At 72.0% G+C, this 14,921-nt stretch carries 13 protein-coding genes; 12 read left to right on the top strand and 1 reads right to left on the bottom strand.

Going from position 1 to position 14,921, the window contains the following annotated elements; all coding sequences use genetic code 11:
- Positions 1-23 precede the first annotated feature (23 nt).
- Genes JHW41_RS09935 through JHW41_RS09925 form a run of 3 tightly spaced genes read left to right on the top strand, consistent with a single transcriptional unit; the run spans position 24 to position 3,055 of the window.
- A complete protein-coding gene (locus JHW41_RS09935) occupies positions 24-1,277 on the top strand; it encodes a DUF418 domain-containing protein (RefSeq protein WP_250449789.1) in 1,254 nt (417 codons plus the stop codon).
- Positions 1,278-1,308: 31 nt separating this feature from the next.
- Positions 1,309-1,869 (top strand): YaeQ family protein, encoded by a 561-nt coding sequence (locus JHW41_RS09930; protein WP_250449788.1) that lies wholly within the window; start codon positions 1,309-1,311, stop codon positions 1,867-1,869.
- Positions 1,847-3,055, top strand: a complete 1,209-nt coding sequence (locus JHW41_RS09925) for an NAD(P)/FAD-dependent oxidoreductase (RefSeq protein WP_428995493.1) — start codon at positions 1,847-1,849, stop codon at positions 3,053-3,055. The genes JHW41_RS09930 and JHW41_RS09925 overlap by 23 nt, the downstream gene beginning before the upstream one ends.
- 225 nt (positions 3,056-3,280) lie before the next feature.
- Here the strand turns inward: JHW41_RS09925 and rimO are convergent, their stop codons facing one another.
- Complete coding sequence (rimO, locus tag JHW41_RS09920; protein WP_250449787.1) at positions 3,281-4,657, bottom strand: 30S ribosomal protein S12 methylthiotransferase RimO; 1,377 nt, start codon at positions 4,655-4,657, stop codon at positions 3,281-3,283.
- A 214-nt stretch (positions 4,658-4,871) separates the two neighbouring features.
- Here rimO and JHW41_RS09915 point away from each other — a divergent pair, with 214 nt between their 5' ends.
- The 9 genes from JHW41_RS09915 (at position 4,872) to JHW41_RS09875 (ending at position 14,793) form a co-directional block, all read left to right on the top strand.
- The gene (locus JHW41_RS09915) at positions 4,872-5,534 is read left to right on the top strand and encodes a dienelactone hydrolase family protein (RefSeq protein ID WP_250449786.1); all 663 of its coding nucleotides are present in this window, start codon (positions 4,872-4,874) and stop codon (positions 5,532-5,534) included.
- Complete coding sequence (locus JHW41_RS09910; protein ID WP_250449785.1) at positions 5,531-5,941, top strand: HIT domain-containing protein; 411 nt, start codon at positions 5,531-5,533, stop codon at positions 5,939-5,941. The genes JHW41_RS09915 and JHW41_RS09910 overlap by 4 nt, the downstream gene beginning before the upstream one ends.
- Entirely contained in the window at positions 5,938-6,696 is a 759-nt protein-coding gene (gene pxpB, locus JHW41_RS09905) for a 5-oxoprolinase subunit PxpB (RefSeq protein ID WP_250449784.1), read from the top strand. The genes JHW41_RS09910 and pxpB overlap by 4 nt, the downstream gene beginning before the upstream one ends.
- A gap of 76 nt (positions 6,697-6,772) precedes the next feature.
- Complete coding sequence (locus JHW41_RS09900; RefSeq protein ID WP_250449783.1) at positions 6,773-7,762, top strand: biotin-dependent carboxyltransferase family protein; 990 nt, start codon at positions 6,773-6,775, stop codon at positions 7,760-7,762.
- 356 nt (positions 7,763-8,118) lie between these two features.
- A complete protein-coding gene (locus tag JHW41_RS09895) occupies positions 8,119-8,784 on the top strand; it encodes an ECF-type sigma factor (protein ID WP_057948074.1) in 666 nt (221 codons plus the stop codon).
- A 40-nt stretch (positions 8,785-8,824) separates the two neighbouring features.
- On the top strand, positions 8,825-10,540 hold the full coding sequence (locus JHW41_RS09890) for a serine/threonine-protein kinase (protein ID WP_250449782.1): 1,716 nt from the start codon (positions 8,825-8,827) through the stop codon (positions 10,538-10,540).
- Positions 10,541-10,831: 291 nt separating this feature from the next.
- Positions 10,832-11,818 (top strand): hypothetical protein, encoded by a 987-nt coding sequence (locus JHW41_RS09885; protein WP_250449781.1) that lies wholly within the window; start codon positions 10,832-10,834, stop codon positions 11,816-11,818.
- Positions 11,815-13,632, top strand: coding sequence for a serine/threonine protein kinase (locus tag JHW41_RS09880; protein ID WP_250449780.1), 1,818 nt, complete (start codon positions 11,815-11,817; stop codon positions 13,630-13,632). The genes JHW41_RS09885 and JHW41_RS09880 overlap by 4 nt, the downstream gene beginning before the upstream one ends.
- Positions 13,633-13,635: 3 nt before the next feature.
- Positions 13,636-14,793, top strand: a complete 1,158-nt coding sequence (locus JHW41_RS09875; protein ID WP_250449779.1) for a hypothetical protein — start codon at positions 13,636-13,638, stop codon at positions 14,791-14,793.
- Positions 14,794-14,921 lie beyond the last annotated feature (128 nt).

Genomic DNA, 14,921 nt, shown 5'->3' with positions numbered 1-14,921 from the left:
CGCCAGCGACGAAGACGACGACGATGCAGATGCCGATCGCCAACGCCCCAACCGCGGACCTCCCCGCCGAACAGCGCCTGGACGTGATCGACGCCCTGCGCGGCTTCGCCCTGGCCGGCGTGCTGCTGTCGAACCTGCGCGACTTCAGCCTCTACACCCTGATCGAGGAGAGCACGCAAGCCCGCGGCGAACGCTGGCTGCAGATGCTCCTGGCCGCGCTGCTCGACGCCAAGGCGATGACCGTGTTCGCGTTGTTGTTCGGGGTCGGCTTCGCCCTGCAATTGGAACGCGCCGACCGCGGCAGCGCCGCCGACCGCGCCCAGGCGCGCCGCCGCTACGCCTGGCGGCTGTGCCTGCTGCTCGGCTTCGGCCTGCTGCACGCGGCGTTCTGGTACGGCGACATCCTGCGCTACTACGCCGTGCTCGGCCTGTTGCTGCTGCCGCTGGCGCGCTGGCGGCCGGCGACGCTGGCGATGCTCGGCGTGCTGGTGGCGGTGTTCGCCACCGCGCTGCTGCAGCCGTTCATGCGGCCGTGGAGCGCGCAGTTCGCGCCCGCCGCGCAAGCCGCCGCGGCCGCACGCGCCGCGTTCGAATCGCCGCAGTGGGCGAGCATGCTGGCCGGCAACCGCGACTACGACCTGTGGCTGCACGCCACCGCCTGGAGCCTGCCGTTCTTCACCCTCGGCCGGCTGCTGCTGGGCATGGCGATCGGCCGCGCCGGCTGGCTGCAACGGCCGCAGCAGCACCTGCGCGCGTGGCGCCGCCTGCTCGCCTGGAGCCTGCCGACCGGCCTGATCCTGGCGGTGTATTTCCTGTTCCGCGATTTCGGCGGCCTCGGCCCGGAGCTGCCGGGCATCCGCGGCGACGCCGCGCGCGCGCTGAGCCGGCTGCTGCGCAATCTCGCCTACCTCTCGCTCGGCCTGGGCTACGTGGCCGGCTTCGTGCTGCTGTTCCAGCACCCGCGCGCGCGCCGCTGGCTGGGCTGGCTGGCGCCGGTCGGACGCATGGCGCTGAGCAACTACCTGGCCCAGACCGCGTTCGGCCTGGCGCTGTTCTACGGCATCGGCGCGGGACTGGGACCGCGCTACGGGCTGGCCGGCGTGCTGGTCGCGTTCGCCGCCGTGTTCGCCGCGCAGGCCGCGCTCAGCCACTGGTGGCTGCGGCGCTTCCGCTACGGCCCGCTGGAATGGGTCTGGCGCTGCCTGACCTACCGCCGCGCCTTGCCGCTGCGGCGCGCGGCAGCGGCCGCCGCCGCGCCGGAGCCGGCGCGCGGGTAGAATGCGCGCTGTTTTCCCGCAGGCCCCGCCCATGGCGCTCAACGCCACCATCGTCAAGATCGAACTGCAAATCAGCGACATGGACCGGCACTACTACGCCGCCCACGCCCTGACCCTGGCCCAGCATCCGTCCGAAACCCAGCAGCGGCTGATGGTGCGCACGCTGGCGTTCGCCCTGAACGCGCACGAACGCCTGGAATTCGGCCCCGGCCTCAGCGCCGAAGGCGAGGAACCGGAGATCGCGCTGCGCGACTACACCGGCGACATCGAGCTGTGGATCGACGTCGGCCAGCCCGACGAATCGCGCATCCGCAAGGCCTGCGGGCGCTCGCGCCAGGTGGTGGTGGTCAACTACGGCGGCAACGCCGCCGACATCTGGTGGGACAAGAACGCCAACGCGCTGCAGCGGCTGAAGAACCTCAGCGTGATCGACATCGACAGCACCTCGGTCGAGGCCATGGCGGCGATGGTCGAGCGCAGCTTCCGCCTGGATTGCCAGATCCAGGACGGCGAAGTGACGCTGACCACCGACAAGGCCAGCCTGAGCCTGGTCCCGCGCCGGCGCCTGGATGCGGGCGTGCGGGTGGCCTGAAGTGGCCGAGCGTTTCGACGCGCTGGTCGTCGGCGCCGGCGCCGCCGGGCTGATGTGCGCGCTGACCGCCGGCCGCCGCGGCCGCCGCGTGCTGGTGATCGAGCACGCCAACAAGATCGGCAAGAAGATCCTGATGTCCGGCGGCGGGCGCTGCAATTTCACCAACACCGGCACCGCGCCGGCGAATTACCTGTCGGCCAACCCGCACTTCTGCAAGTCGGCGCTGGCGCGCTACACGCCGTGGGACTTCATCGCGATGGTCGAGCGCCACCGCATCGCCTACCACGAGAAAGAACTCGGCCAGCTGTTCTGCGACGTGTCGTCCAAGCTGATCGTGAAGATGCTGGTCGACGAATGCCTGGCCGCGGGCGTGCGCATCGAGACCGACTGTTCGATCGAGCGTATCGCCCACGAAGACGGCGGCGACTTCCGCGCGCACACCGCGCGCGGCGCGTTCGCCGCGCCGGCGCTGGCGGTCGCCAGCGGCGGCCTGTCGATCCCGAGCATGGGCGCGAGCGGCTTCGGCTACGAAATCGCGCGGCGCTTCGGCCACGACGTGCTGCCGACCCGCGCGGGCCTGGTGCCGCTGACCCTCAGCGGCAAGCACCAGGAGCGCCTGGCCGATCTCAGCGGCCTGTCGCTGCCGGTCACCGCCAGTTGCAACGGCCGCGACTTCAGCAACCAGATGCTGATCACCCACCGCGGCGTCAGCGGCCCGTCGATCCTGCAGATTTCCTCGTACTGGCAACCCGGCGACGACCTGCGCCTGGACCTGCTGCCCGGCCGCGACGCGCTGGAGTGGCTGCAGCGGCAGCAGCGCGAGCGCGCGGCGGCCGAACTCAAGACCGTGCTCGGCGACACCCTGCCCAAGCGCTTCGCCCAGCGCCTGTGCGAGCACTGGCTGGCCAACAAGCCGCTCAAGCAATACAACTTGCCCGAGCTGAAGCAACTGGCGGCGACCCTGTCGGCGTGGCCGCTGGTGGCGAGCGGCACCGAGGGCTACCGCACCGCCGAGGTGACCCTGGGCGGGGTCGATACCGACGGCGTGTCGTCGAGCACGATGCAGTCCAAGCGCGTGCCGGGGCTGTACTTCATCGGCGAAGTGCTGGACGTGACCGGATGGCTGGGCGGCTACAACTTCCAGTGGGCCTGGGCGTCGGGCAATGCGGCCGGGTTGGCGATATAGGCGGCGATATAGGCGGCGATTTAGGCAGCGATATAGGCGGCGATTTAGGCGCTGGCCGGAACGCGTCGGGCCTGAAGGCCTTCCCACAAAAGAAGACCCGCCGATAAAAGAAGGCCCTCCCACAAAAGCGGCGAGCATCGAAACCCGCAGCGCTTCTTGTGGGAGGGCCTTCAGGCCCGACGCTCTTCGCTCCGCCCTTGCGCGCCCGCCGGCGACAATCGCCGCTCAGTCGTTCTCGACCGCCTCGCCGAACAGGTCGTGCTCGTCGCTGCCCATGATCTCGACATCGACGAACTGGCCCACGCGCAAGCCTGCGCTTTCGCCGTTCTGGATCTGCACCAGCCCGTCGATCTCCGGCGCGTCGGCCATCGAGCGCGCGATCGCCAATTCGCCGTCGATCGCATCGACCAGGCAACGCTGCACGCTTCCGACCTTGGCTTCGAGCTTGGCCGCGGAAATCTCCGCCTGCCGCTCCATGAACCGCGCCAGCCGCTCCTGCTTGAGTTCTTCCGGCACCGGGTCGGGCAGGTCGTTGGCCTTGGCGCCGTCGACCGGCGAATAGGCGAACGCGCCGACGCGGTCGAGCTGGGCTTCGTCGAGGAAGTCCAGCAGTTCCTCGAACTCGGCGTCGGTCTCGCCGGGGAAACCGACGATGAAGGTGCTGCGGATCGCGATGTCCGGCGCGATCGAGCGCCAGCGCTGGATCCGCTCCAGGGTCTTGTCGACCGCGCCCGGGCGCTTCATCAGCTTGAGCACGCGCGGACTGGCGTGCTGGAACGGGATGTCCAGGTACGGCAGCAGCTTGGGCATGCCGTTGGCGCCGTTCTCCGCCATCAGCGCAATGATTTCGTCGACGTGCGGATACGGATACACATAGTGCAGACGCGTCCAGATGCCGAGTTCGCTGAGCCCCTCGCACAGCGCCTTCATCCGGGTCTGGTAGCTCTTGCCGCGCCACTGGCGCTCGGCGTACTTCACGTCCACGCCGTAGGCCGAGGTGTCCTGCGAGATCACCAGCAGTTCCTTGACCCCGCCCATGGCCAGTTTTTCGGCCTCGCGCAGCACGTCGTCGACCGGGCGCGAGACCAAGTCGCCGCGCATCGACGGGATGATGCAGAAGCTGCAGCGGTGATTGCAGCCTTCGGAAATCTTCAGGTACGCGTAGTGCTTCGGGGTGAGCTTGACCCCGATGTCGTTGTCGGCGACGCGGCGCGGGACCAGATCGACGAACGGATCGTGCCTGGGCGGCAGCGCCGAATGCACCGCGCTCATCACGCTGCCGTAGTCCTGCGGGCCGCTGATCGACAACACGTCCGGGTGCGCTTCGCGGATCAGTTCCGAACGCTTGCCCAGGCAGCCGGTGACGATGACCTTGCCGTTCTCGGCGATCGCCTCGCCGATCGCGTCCAGCGATTCGGTCACGGCCGAGTCGATGAAGCCGCAGGTGTTGACCACCACCACGTCGGCGTCGTCGTAGCTCTGGACGATGTCGTAGCCCTCGACCCGCAGTTGGGTGAGGATGCGTTCGGAGTCGACCAGGGCCTTGGGACAGCCCAGGCTGACGAAACCGACTTTGGGATTGGCGGGGGCGCTGGCGGACATGCTGGCGGCGGAACCTGATGAATGGACCTGAACGAACGCGGCGGGCCCGCGCGGGCGGGCTGGGCGTGCGGCGGTGCGGGAGACGGCGGGAAAACCCGTAGGGGCGCGGATTATAGCCTGCGGGGCTAAACTGCCTGCGAATCGGTTTCATCCGCACGGTTTCACCTGGACGGTTTCGTCCGTACGGTTCCATTCGCACAAGGAGCATCCCCCCATGGCTCATTGGATCGACCTGGACACCCCCGCCGGCCCGGTGCGGGCCTGGCGCGCCGACCCCAGCGGCGTGCCGCTCGGCGGCGTGGTGGTCCTGCAGGAAATCTTCGGCGTCAACGAGCACATCCGCGCGGTGACCGAGCGGTTCGCCGACGCCGGCTACGTCGCCCTGGCCCCGGCCCTGTTCGATCCGGTCGAGCGCGAGGTCGAGCTGGACTACGACAAGGACGCCACCGCCCGCGGCGTCGAACTGCGCAACGCGGTCGGCTTCGACCGCGCCAGCGACATCGTCGGCGCCGCCGCCCACCTGCTGCAAAGCGAAGGCCTGCGCACCGGCGCGGTCGGCTTCTGCTGGGGCGGTTCGCTGGCGTTCCTGGGCAACACCCGCCACGGCCTGCCGGCGGTGAGCTATTACGGCGCGCGCACCCTGCCCTTCCTCGGCGAGCCGCTGCGCGCGCCGATGCTGTTCCACTTCGGCACCCGCGACGCCAGCATTCCGCCGGAGGCGATCGAACGCCACCGCGAGGCGCTGCCGAACGCGCCGATCCATCTCTACGACGCCGACCACGCCTTCAACCGCGACGTCGGCGACCACTACGACGCCGGCAGCGCCGCGCTGGCCTGGACACGCACCCTGGACTTCCTCGCGGACGCGCTGAAATGAATCCCTGGCACCTGCATCCGCAACTGGCCGACGACACCCATCCGGTCGCCCAGTTCGAACTGTGCGAACTGCGGCTGATGGACGACGCCAACCATCCCTGGCTGATCCTGGTGCCGCGGGTCGACGGCGCGACCGAACTGGTCGATCTCGACGAGGCCCAGCAGCAGACGCTGACCCGCGAGATCGCCAAGGTCAGCCGCGCCCTGCAGGCCGGGTTCGCGCCGCACAAGCTCAACGTCGCCGCGCTCGGCAACCTGGTGCCGCAGCTGCACGTGCACGTGATCGCGCGCTACCGCGAGGACATCGCCTGGCCGCGGCCGGTGTGGGGCATGGCCAGCGCCCAACCGTATTCGCCCGAGGCGCTGGTGCAGCGCCTGCACCTGCTGCAGCGCGCGCTGGCGCAGTGAACGATCCTGCCGCGAACCCGGCCGGCGCCGACCGGCGCCCGCGCGAGGGCGCCGCCGCGGTGGAGTTCGAAGCGCTGGCCGACGACGCCTGGCTGCTGCGCCTGGGCGAACGCATCGACGACGCGCTCAACGCGCGCGTGCACGCCTTGGCCGCGCGGGTGCGCGCGCCGGCGCCGCCCTGGCTGCGCGACCTGGTGCCGGCCTATGCCAGCCTGGCGGTGTTCTTCGATCCCGCCCAGACCGACGCCGCGACGGTGCGCGACTGGCTGCTGCAGCGCTGCGGCGACAGCGACGACATCGCGGCCGCCGGGGCCACGCGCGTGGTCGAGATCCCGGTCGCCTACGGCGGCGAGTTCGGCCCGGACCTCGATGAAGCGGCCTCGCAATTGGGCCTGACCGCCGCCCAGTTGGTCGAGCGCCACAGCGGCGGCGACTATCGCGTGGCGATGATCGGCTTCGCGCCCGGATTCCCCTACCTGTCCGGCCTGGACCCGGCGCTGGCGCTGCCGCGCCTGGCCAGCCCGCGCACCCAGGTCGCGGCCGGCAGCGTCGCCATCGGCGGCGCCCAGACCGGCATCTATCCGCGCCCGGGTCCCGGCGGTTGGCGCCTGCTCGGGCGCACGCCGCTGCGCCTGTTCGATGCGCGGCGCGAGGCGCCGAGCCTGCTCCAGCCCGGCGACCGCGTGCGCCTGCGCGCGATCGGCGCCGACGAATTCCACGCGCTGAGCGATCCCGCGCGGGCGACGCCCGCATGAGCCCGGCGCGTTGCGCATCCAGCGTCCGCGCACGGTTCGGCCTGGCGGCCGCCGGCGGCCCGGCGAGCGCGCGGCCATGACCGCCGCTCTCACGGGCGAGGAATGGATCGAGGTGATCGCGCCCGGCGCGCTCAGCTGCGTGCAGGACCTCGGCCGCGCCGGCTGGCGCCACCTCGGCGTCGGCCAGGGCGGCGCGCTGGACCCGCGCTGCGCGCGCCTGGCCAATGCCCTGGTCGGCAATCCCGCCGAGGCCGCGGTGCTGGAACTGACCCTGCACGGCCCGACCCTGCGCCTGCGCGCGCCGACCCGGCTGGCCTTGCTCGGCGCGCCGTGCGAACTGCGCTTCGACGGCCACCCGCTGCCCGCGGCGCGGCCGCTGGAGCTGCCCGCCGGCACCGTATCGATCGGCGGCATGCGCGCCGGCGTGCGCGCTTGGCTGGCGGTGGCCGGCGGCTTCGCGGTCGACCCCGTGCTGGGCAGCAGCGCCACCGACCTGCGCGGCAGCTTCGGCGGCCTGCACGGGCGCGCGCTGCGCGCCGGCGACCGCTTGCCGCTGGGGCCCGTGCGGCCGCCGCGGCGCGTCGATGCGCCGCGCGTGCCGGGCTGGTGGATCGATCCCGACGCCGGTCTCGACCCGCACGCGCCGATTCGCTACGTCGCCACCGCCGCGCCGGCGCTGGCCGCCGCCGCGCAGCGCTTCGGCGACAGCGGCTGGCGGGTCGACCCGGCCAGCAACCGGCAAGGCCTGCGCCTGGGCGGCGAGGCGCTGGACACGCCCGCCGCGGCCGGCGCCGGCGTGTCCGAACCGGTCGCGCCGGGCACCATCCAACTGCCTGCCGACGGCCAACCGATCGTGCTGCTGGCCGACGCCCAGACCGTCGGCGGCTATCCGCGCCTGGGCCGGATCATCGCCGCCGACCTGCCGCGGCTGGCGCAGGCGCGACCCAACGCCAAGTTGTATTTCCGCGCCTGCGACGAAGACGAGGCGCGCGAAGCGCGGCGGCGCATGGACGCCGACACCGCGCGGCTGCGCTGGGCCATCGCCGACCGCCTCGCCGGCCGCTGAAACCGGGTCGCGCACCCGCGCGGCGTCGCCGTACGCCTGGGAATTCGCTGAAAAATCCGGCCACGTCGGCGGATCGATGCGTCGTCGACGCGTATCTGCGCGCGCCAGAAAGCGCGGAAAACTACACGCGCTTCGGGCCAAAACCGTGTGCGTTAAAGCCCCAAACCACACATCTCTAGTGCCAACCCGCAATTGCACGCCCCCCTACATGACGATATGCAATGTCGATGGCACGTTCTTTCGGGGCCTGCGTTATCGACAAGTCCACACGTTTGGCGTAATCATTTCGAAAATTGGACAAGGTTTGGCGGTTCAGGCCAACGAAATCCCATCGTCTCGTCGAAGCTAAACCGGACATGACTCAAGAGAGCCCACCGCCCGATTCGACGGCCGCACCCGCCGGGCCGGACGCGTTCGAGTTTCCGCAGGCGACCCTGGATTCGGTCACCCAACTCATCGCCGCCGCGCAGGGCGGACAGCCCGGCGCCTGGGACCGGGTCTACGCGCTGCTCTACAACGACCTGCACGAGGCCGCCTCGCTGCAGATCCGCCGGCGCTGGCGCCGCGGCAGCAAGCGTTCGCCGACCTCGCTGATCAACCGCACCTGGCTGCGCCTGAACCAGGACAAGCTCACCCTCAACAACCGCCAGCACCTGCTCGCGGTGCTGTCGCAGGCGATGCGCTACGCGCTGCTGGACGAGGTGCGCCGGCTCAAGCGGCTCAAGTACGAAGAAAGCTATCTCGCCGACAAGGCCGATCCGCACTACGAGCCCTCCTACGATCCCGACCTCGACCAGTTGCTGTCGATCGACCGCGCCCTGGAAGCGCTCAGCGCGGTCGAGCCGCGGCTGACCCAGTTGGTGGAAATGCGTTACTTCGCCGGCATGAGCGACATCGAGATCGGCGAGGTGCTGGGCCTGACCGACCGCACCATCCGCCGCGACTGGCGCAAGGCGCGCGCGTTCCTGGCCGCGCACCTGCGCGTGGGTCCCGACCTGGACGGCGAGGACGACGCCGCCTGAGCGCGTCCCTCCGTCCTGCCCGCCGCCCCCGGCCCCGCGCATGAACGCCATTTCGGCCCGCGCCCTGCAGCGGTTCGACGAGTTCGTCGAACTGCCCGCCGAGGAGCGCGAACGCCGGTTGGCCGAACTGGCCGCGACCGAGCCCGACCTGCACGCCGCCTTGTGCGCGTTGCTGCGGGCCGACGCCGAGGCCGGCGTGCTCGACCGCTCGCCGGTGCAAATCCTCGCCGAACACCGCGACCGCGCCGCCGCGCCGGCATCGTCGCCTACGCCGGCGCCCGACCTGCGCGTCGGCGCGCGCCTGGGGCCGTGGCGGATCGACCGCGAGATCGGCCGCGGCGGCATGGGCACGGTCTACGAAGCGCACCGCGACGACGGCCAGTACCAGCAGCGGGTCGCGCTCAAGTGCGTGCGCGCCGAACTGGATTCGCCGCAACTGATCGCGGCGATGCGCGAAGAGCGCAACCTGCTCGCGCGCCTGGACCACGCCGGCATCGCCGCACTGGTCGACGGCGGCGTCGACGAGAACGGCCGGCCCTGGTTCGCCCTGCGCTATGTCGAGGGCGAACCGATCGACGCCTGGTGCGATCGCCACCGCCTCGATGTCGCCGCGCGCGTGGATCTGCTGCTGCAGGTCTGCGACGCGGTCGTCTACGCCCACGCCCAGGGCGTGCTGCACCGCGACCTCAAGCCGTCCAACGTGCTGGTCGCCGGCGACGGGCGCGCGCAGTTGCTCGACTTCGGCATCTCCGCGCAGATCGGGCCGTTGCGCGAAGCCTTGCCTCCGGCGATGTCCGCGCTGACCCCGCAGTACGCCGCGCCGGAAGCGCGCGGGCACGGCGCGCAGGGCCCCGCCACCGATCTGTACGCCTTGGGCGTGCTGGGCTATCGCCTGCTCAGCGGCCAGTGGCCGACTCCGCTGCACGGCCTGCGCGATCTGCTGCCCACAGCCGATTCGGGCGAACCGATGCCGATGGAGCAGTCGCTCGAAGGCGCGCCCGACGCGGCCGCGCATGCGCGCGGCGCCGCCGACGCCGCGACGCTGGCCCGGCGGCTGCGCGGCGACTTGTCCGCGATCCTGCTCAAGGCGGTCGCCACGCGACCGCAGGACCGCTACGCCAGCGTCGCCGAGTTCGCCGACGAACTGCGGCGCTGGCGCCAAGGGCGGCCGGTACGGGTGCGCCCGGGCAGCGGCTTGTCGCGCGCGCGCAAGTGGCTGCGGCGCAATCCGACGGCGACCGGCCTGAGCGCGGCGCTGATCCTGGCCCTGGCCGCGGGCCTGGGCGCGGCGTGGTGGCAGCATCGCCAGGCCCTGCGCGAAGCCGCGGCCGGCGAGCAGGTCGGCCGCCTGTTCGCCTCGACCCTGGGCACGGCGACGCTGTCGGGCCTGGGCAGCACCCGGTTCTCTTCGCGCGCGCTGCTGGAACGCACCGAACGCGAGCTGCGCGCGTTGCCGCTGGCAGACCAGCCGGCCTTGCGCGCGCACGCGCTGGCGACCCTGGCGCGCGGCTATATCCAGATCGGCGACTATCTGCGGGCCGCCAAGCTGGCCTCGGAAGCCTCGCGCATTTCCGACCGCGCCGGCGACCGCGACGAAGATGGCTTCATCGCCGCCACGCGCTTGTCCGCGCTCAATTACCAGGGACGCCACAACGAAGCGCTCGCGCTGGCGCGGGCGCGCCTGGATGCGCTGGCCGCCTCCGACGCCCCCAATGCGCGCAACGCAGGCGTCGCCATCGGCCTGGAGCGGGCGTAGACGCTGTGGGACATGGGCCGCACCGCAGAAGCATTGAACAGCGTCGACGCGCTGCTGCGCCAGACGCGAGCGAACGAACCCGGCAGCCGGGCGCTCCAGGTCCAGGCGCTGATCCTGCGCTCGAACTTTCTGCGCCAACTCGGCCGACTGGCCGGCGCCGAGGACGACGCGCAACGCGCGCGCGCGCTGGCCACACCGATCGACCCGGTGCTGGCGGACAACGCGCTCGAGCGTCTGGTCGACGTCCAGCGGGTGCGGCAAAGCCCGGCCTACCCCGACAACGCGCAGCGCTTGTACGACGAGCGCAAGCAAAACCTCGGCCCGAGTCATCCGCAAACCGCGTTGGCCGAGGTCTACCTCGCGCTCAGCCGCTTCCCGCGGGTGTCTCGCGGCTCCGCGCTCGCCATATTGGGTCGGCTCGAGGTCGGCTACGGCCGCGATCATCCGGTCTACGCCTTGGCGCTGTCGCGCCTGGCCTGGACAGCGGCGCGCGATCCCGAGGAAGAACTGCTTTTGCAACGCGAAGCGGTCGCCATCCTGGAGCGCACCCGTCCGCGCAGCGAAATGTTGTTCAACGCGCGTAGCAATCTGGCCAAGGTCCTGCTCGGACGCGGCGACGACGAGCGCCCGCCGCCGGACTTCGACCGCGGCGTCTCGTTGTTCCGGCGCAACGTCGCCGAGCGCGAGCGCGCCGGATTGCCGGGACAGAACGACCGCTACTGGCTGGCGTTCAACCTGGTCCGGCGCGGCGACGAAGCGAGCCGGCCGTTGGCGCGGCAGACGCTCGCCGACGCGCTGCGCAACGCACCGAACTTCTATCGTCCGGGCGATATCGAATGGCTGAACTTGCGCGGCCTCGACGCCATGCTGCGCTATCGGGAGGGACAGTACTCCAGCGCCGACCAACGCTTCGCGCAACTGTTGCGCGAGCTGGATCTCGCGCCCAACACGTCCGGCTGGATGCTGGGCCTGGCCAACGACTTGCGGGCGATGGCGCTGCTGTATCGCGGCATCCACGCCTTGCGCAACTGCCGCGGCTCCCAGGCGAATGCATTCGCGAACGCGGCCGCCCGCTTGGCCGACAAGCCGCACGCTGCGATTTCGCCCGTATCGGTCAACGAGGCCCGCGTGCTCCAGCGTGCCGTTCGCCTCGGCCGGCTGCCGCCGCGGCCGCCGCTATGGTTTCCGGCCGACCCAAGGGCCGTTCCCGCCGCTGTCGGCGTACCCGCTTGCCCGGCGCCCACGGATGCCGCAACCGTCAGCGCCGCGCACCGATGAGCGCCGTGCTCGCCCAAGCGCTGCACCTGTTCGAAGAATACGTCGATCTGCCCGCGCCGGAACGCGAGCGCAGGCTCGCGGCTCTGGCGGCTCGCGACCCTTCGTTGCACGCGGCCTTAAGCGCGCTGCTCGCTTGCGACGAAGCCGACGCCGGCGTGCTCGACCGCTCGCCGGCGCAGATCGTCGCCGAACGCCAACCGCGGGCCGACGAGTCCGCCGAGGACGACGAAAACGAGCCGGACCGCCGCATCGGCGGCCTGCTCGGCGCGTGGCGGATCGAGCGCATCCTCGGCCGCGGCGGCATGGGCACGGTCTACGAAGCGCGCCGCGACGACGGCCAGTTCCAGCAGCGCGTGGCGATCAAGTGCATCCGCACCGGGCTGGAATCGCCCGAGCTGGCCGCGGCGTTCCGCGAGGAACGCAATCTGCTCGCGCGCCTGGACCATTCCGGCATCGCCGGCGTCGTCGACGGCGGCATCGACGCCGACGGCCGGCCGTGGTTCGCCCTGCGCCGGGTCGAGGGCGAACCGATCGACGCCTGGTGCGAGCGCCGCCGGCTCGGCCTGGACGCGCGCGCCGACCTGCTGCTGCAAGCCTGCGACGCGCTCGCCTATGCGCACGCGCAGGGCGTGCTGCACCGCGACATCAAGCCGTCCAACCTGCTGGTGACCGCCGACGGCCGCGTGCAGTTGCTCGACTTCGGCATCTCCACCCGTTTCAACGGCCCCGCCGACGGCGATGCCGGCGCGCACCTGGCGATCACCCCCGACTACGCCGCGCCGGAAGCGCGCCAGCACGGCACCCAGGGCCCGGCCACCGACCTGTACATGCTCGGCGTGCTGAGCTACCGACTGCTGTGCGGGCACTGGCCGAGCCGTCTGCACAGCCTGCGCGAACTGGTGCCGATCGCCGCCGCCGGCGAGCCCGAACCGATGGACCGGCTGATCGGCGACGACGACGACGCGCTCGCGCGCCAACGCGGCTTCGACACGCCCGACGCGCTGCGCCGCGCGCTCGCCGGCGACCTCGCCGCGGTCGCGCTCAAGGCGGTGGCGGCGCGGCCGCAGGACCGCTACCCGAGCATCGCCGAGTTCGCCCGCGATTTGCGCGCCTGGCGCCAGCATCGTCCGGTCGGCGTGCGCCGCGGCGGCTGGCGCGAACGCGCGCGCAAATGGCGCCGGCGCAACCCCGCCGCCGGCGCCATGTTCGCCGCGCTGGCCGTGGTGGTGCTGGCCGGCGCCGGCGCGATCGTCTGGCAGCACCAGCGCGTCCAGCGCGAGGTGCGCGCCAGCCAGGGCGTCGCCCGCCTGTTCGCCGCGACCCTGGGCAGCGCGACCCAATCGGGCCTGGGCAGCGCGCCGTTCTCTTCGCGCGCGCTGCTGGAGCGCACCGAACGCGAACTGCGCGCGATGCCGCTGGACGAGCAGCCCGGCCTGCGCGCGCGCAGCCTGGCGACGCTGGCGCGCAGCTACGCCGTGCTCGGCGACTACCGCCGCGCCGAGACGCTGGCCGAAGAGGCGCAACGCGCGCTCGGCGCGGAAGACGACCGCGACGGCTTCGTCGCCGTCACCCGGCTGTCCCTGCTCAACACCCAGGCGCGCTACGCCGAAGCGATGCGGCTGGCGCGCGAACGCCTGGACGAACTGGACGGGCGCGACGACGAACTCGCGCGCACGTCGCAGGTGACCGTTGGCGCCGAACTGGCGCGCGCGCAGTGGTACCTGGCCCGGCCGCGCGACGCGCTGGCCACCGCCGACGGCCTGGTCGCGCAGGCCCGCGCGCTCGGCCGCGGCCACGAGGAACTGCTGGCGTAGGCGTTGATCCTGCGCGCCGGCCTGAGCTACCGGTTGCATCGCGCCGCGCCGGCCGAGGCCGCTGCGCGCGAAGCCATCGCCCTGGCCCGGCCGATCAATCCGGTACTCGCCGACGACGCGCTGGAAACGCTGATGCGCGCGGTCCAGTTGCAGCCCAACCTGAGCGCCCGCGAACTGGCCCGCGAACTGGTCCGGCGCCGCACCGCCACGCTCGGCCCCGCGCATCCCAAGACCGCCTACGCGCAGGTGCGGCTGAGCATCTTTCCCGATTCGGGCCTGTCGCGGCAGGACGTCGCCGCCGCGCTCGCCGCCATCCGCCGCGCCTACGGCGAAGACAATCCGCAATACGCTTCCGCGGTCTCCAGCGGTTACTGGGCGGTCGCCGACAGCCGCGGCGAAAAGATCGCCCTGCTGCGTCAGGCCATCGGCGTGCTCGATCGCCGCCTGCCGGTCGGCAGCGAATGGCGCATGGCCGCCCGGTACAACCTCGCCCTGCTGCTGTTGTACGACGATCCGGCGCCGACGCCGGACGAAGTCGCACAGGGTCTGAACGCGCTGCGCGAGACCATCGCCGCCCAGCACAGGGGCGGCCTGCCGGCCAACAGCGACGAACTGCTGCTGGCGAATTACCTGATCGACCGCGGCAGCCCGGCGCAGCTACCCGAGGCCGCGCAGGTGCTGGCCAGCCTGCGCGCGGAAACCATCGCCTTGTTCGGCGCCGACAACTACCGCCTGCAGGACATCGACTACTTCCAGGCCAAATGGCTGTTCCGCCAGGGCCGGCACGCCGAGGCCGACGCCGCGTTCGCGCGCCTGCTCGCCGCCGACCGCGCCTTCCTCGACAGCGGAGGCACCGGCCAGGGCGCGCTGGTCGACTTCCAGACCCGCAGCCTCTACCTCACCCGGTCGCTGCTTTACCGCGGCTTGTACGCGCTGCGGACCTGCCGGCGCCGGCAGGCCGAAGACTTCATGCAGCAAGCGGCGCGGCTGAGCTCGACCGCGCCGCTGATCGACGCCGAAGAGCGCGCGGCGGTGCGCGCCTACCTCGAGGGCGCGCGCCGCGGCGAGGTCGCGCAGGCCGGCCGCGACCTGCTCGCCCCCGGCGAACGCGAAGCCCTCGGCCAGGCCGCGCGCCGCTGCGGCCGCGTGGCGTCGCCGTGACCGCGCGGGCGCGGCCCCGACGCCCGCGCCGCACATGTCGAAAGTCACTGTGCAAGCGCCGCGCAAGCGCCGAGGATGGTCGGCCGTACCGCCCCGCGAACCGGCCATCCCGCCGCGTCCGCCCTGGC

This window comes from Lysobacter enzymogenes (genome assembly GCF_023617245.1).
Classification (GTDB): domain Bacteria; phylum Pseudomonadota; class Gammaproteobacteria; order Xanthomonadales; family Xanthomonadaceae; genus Lysobacter; species Lysobacter yananisis.
The sequence above is the reverse complement of the archived record's forward strand: the minus strand, read 5'-3'. Positions and strand labels throughout refer to the sequence as shown.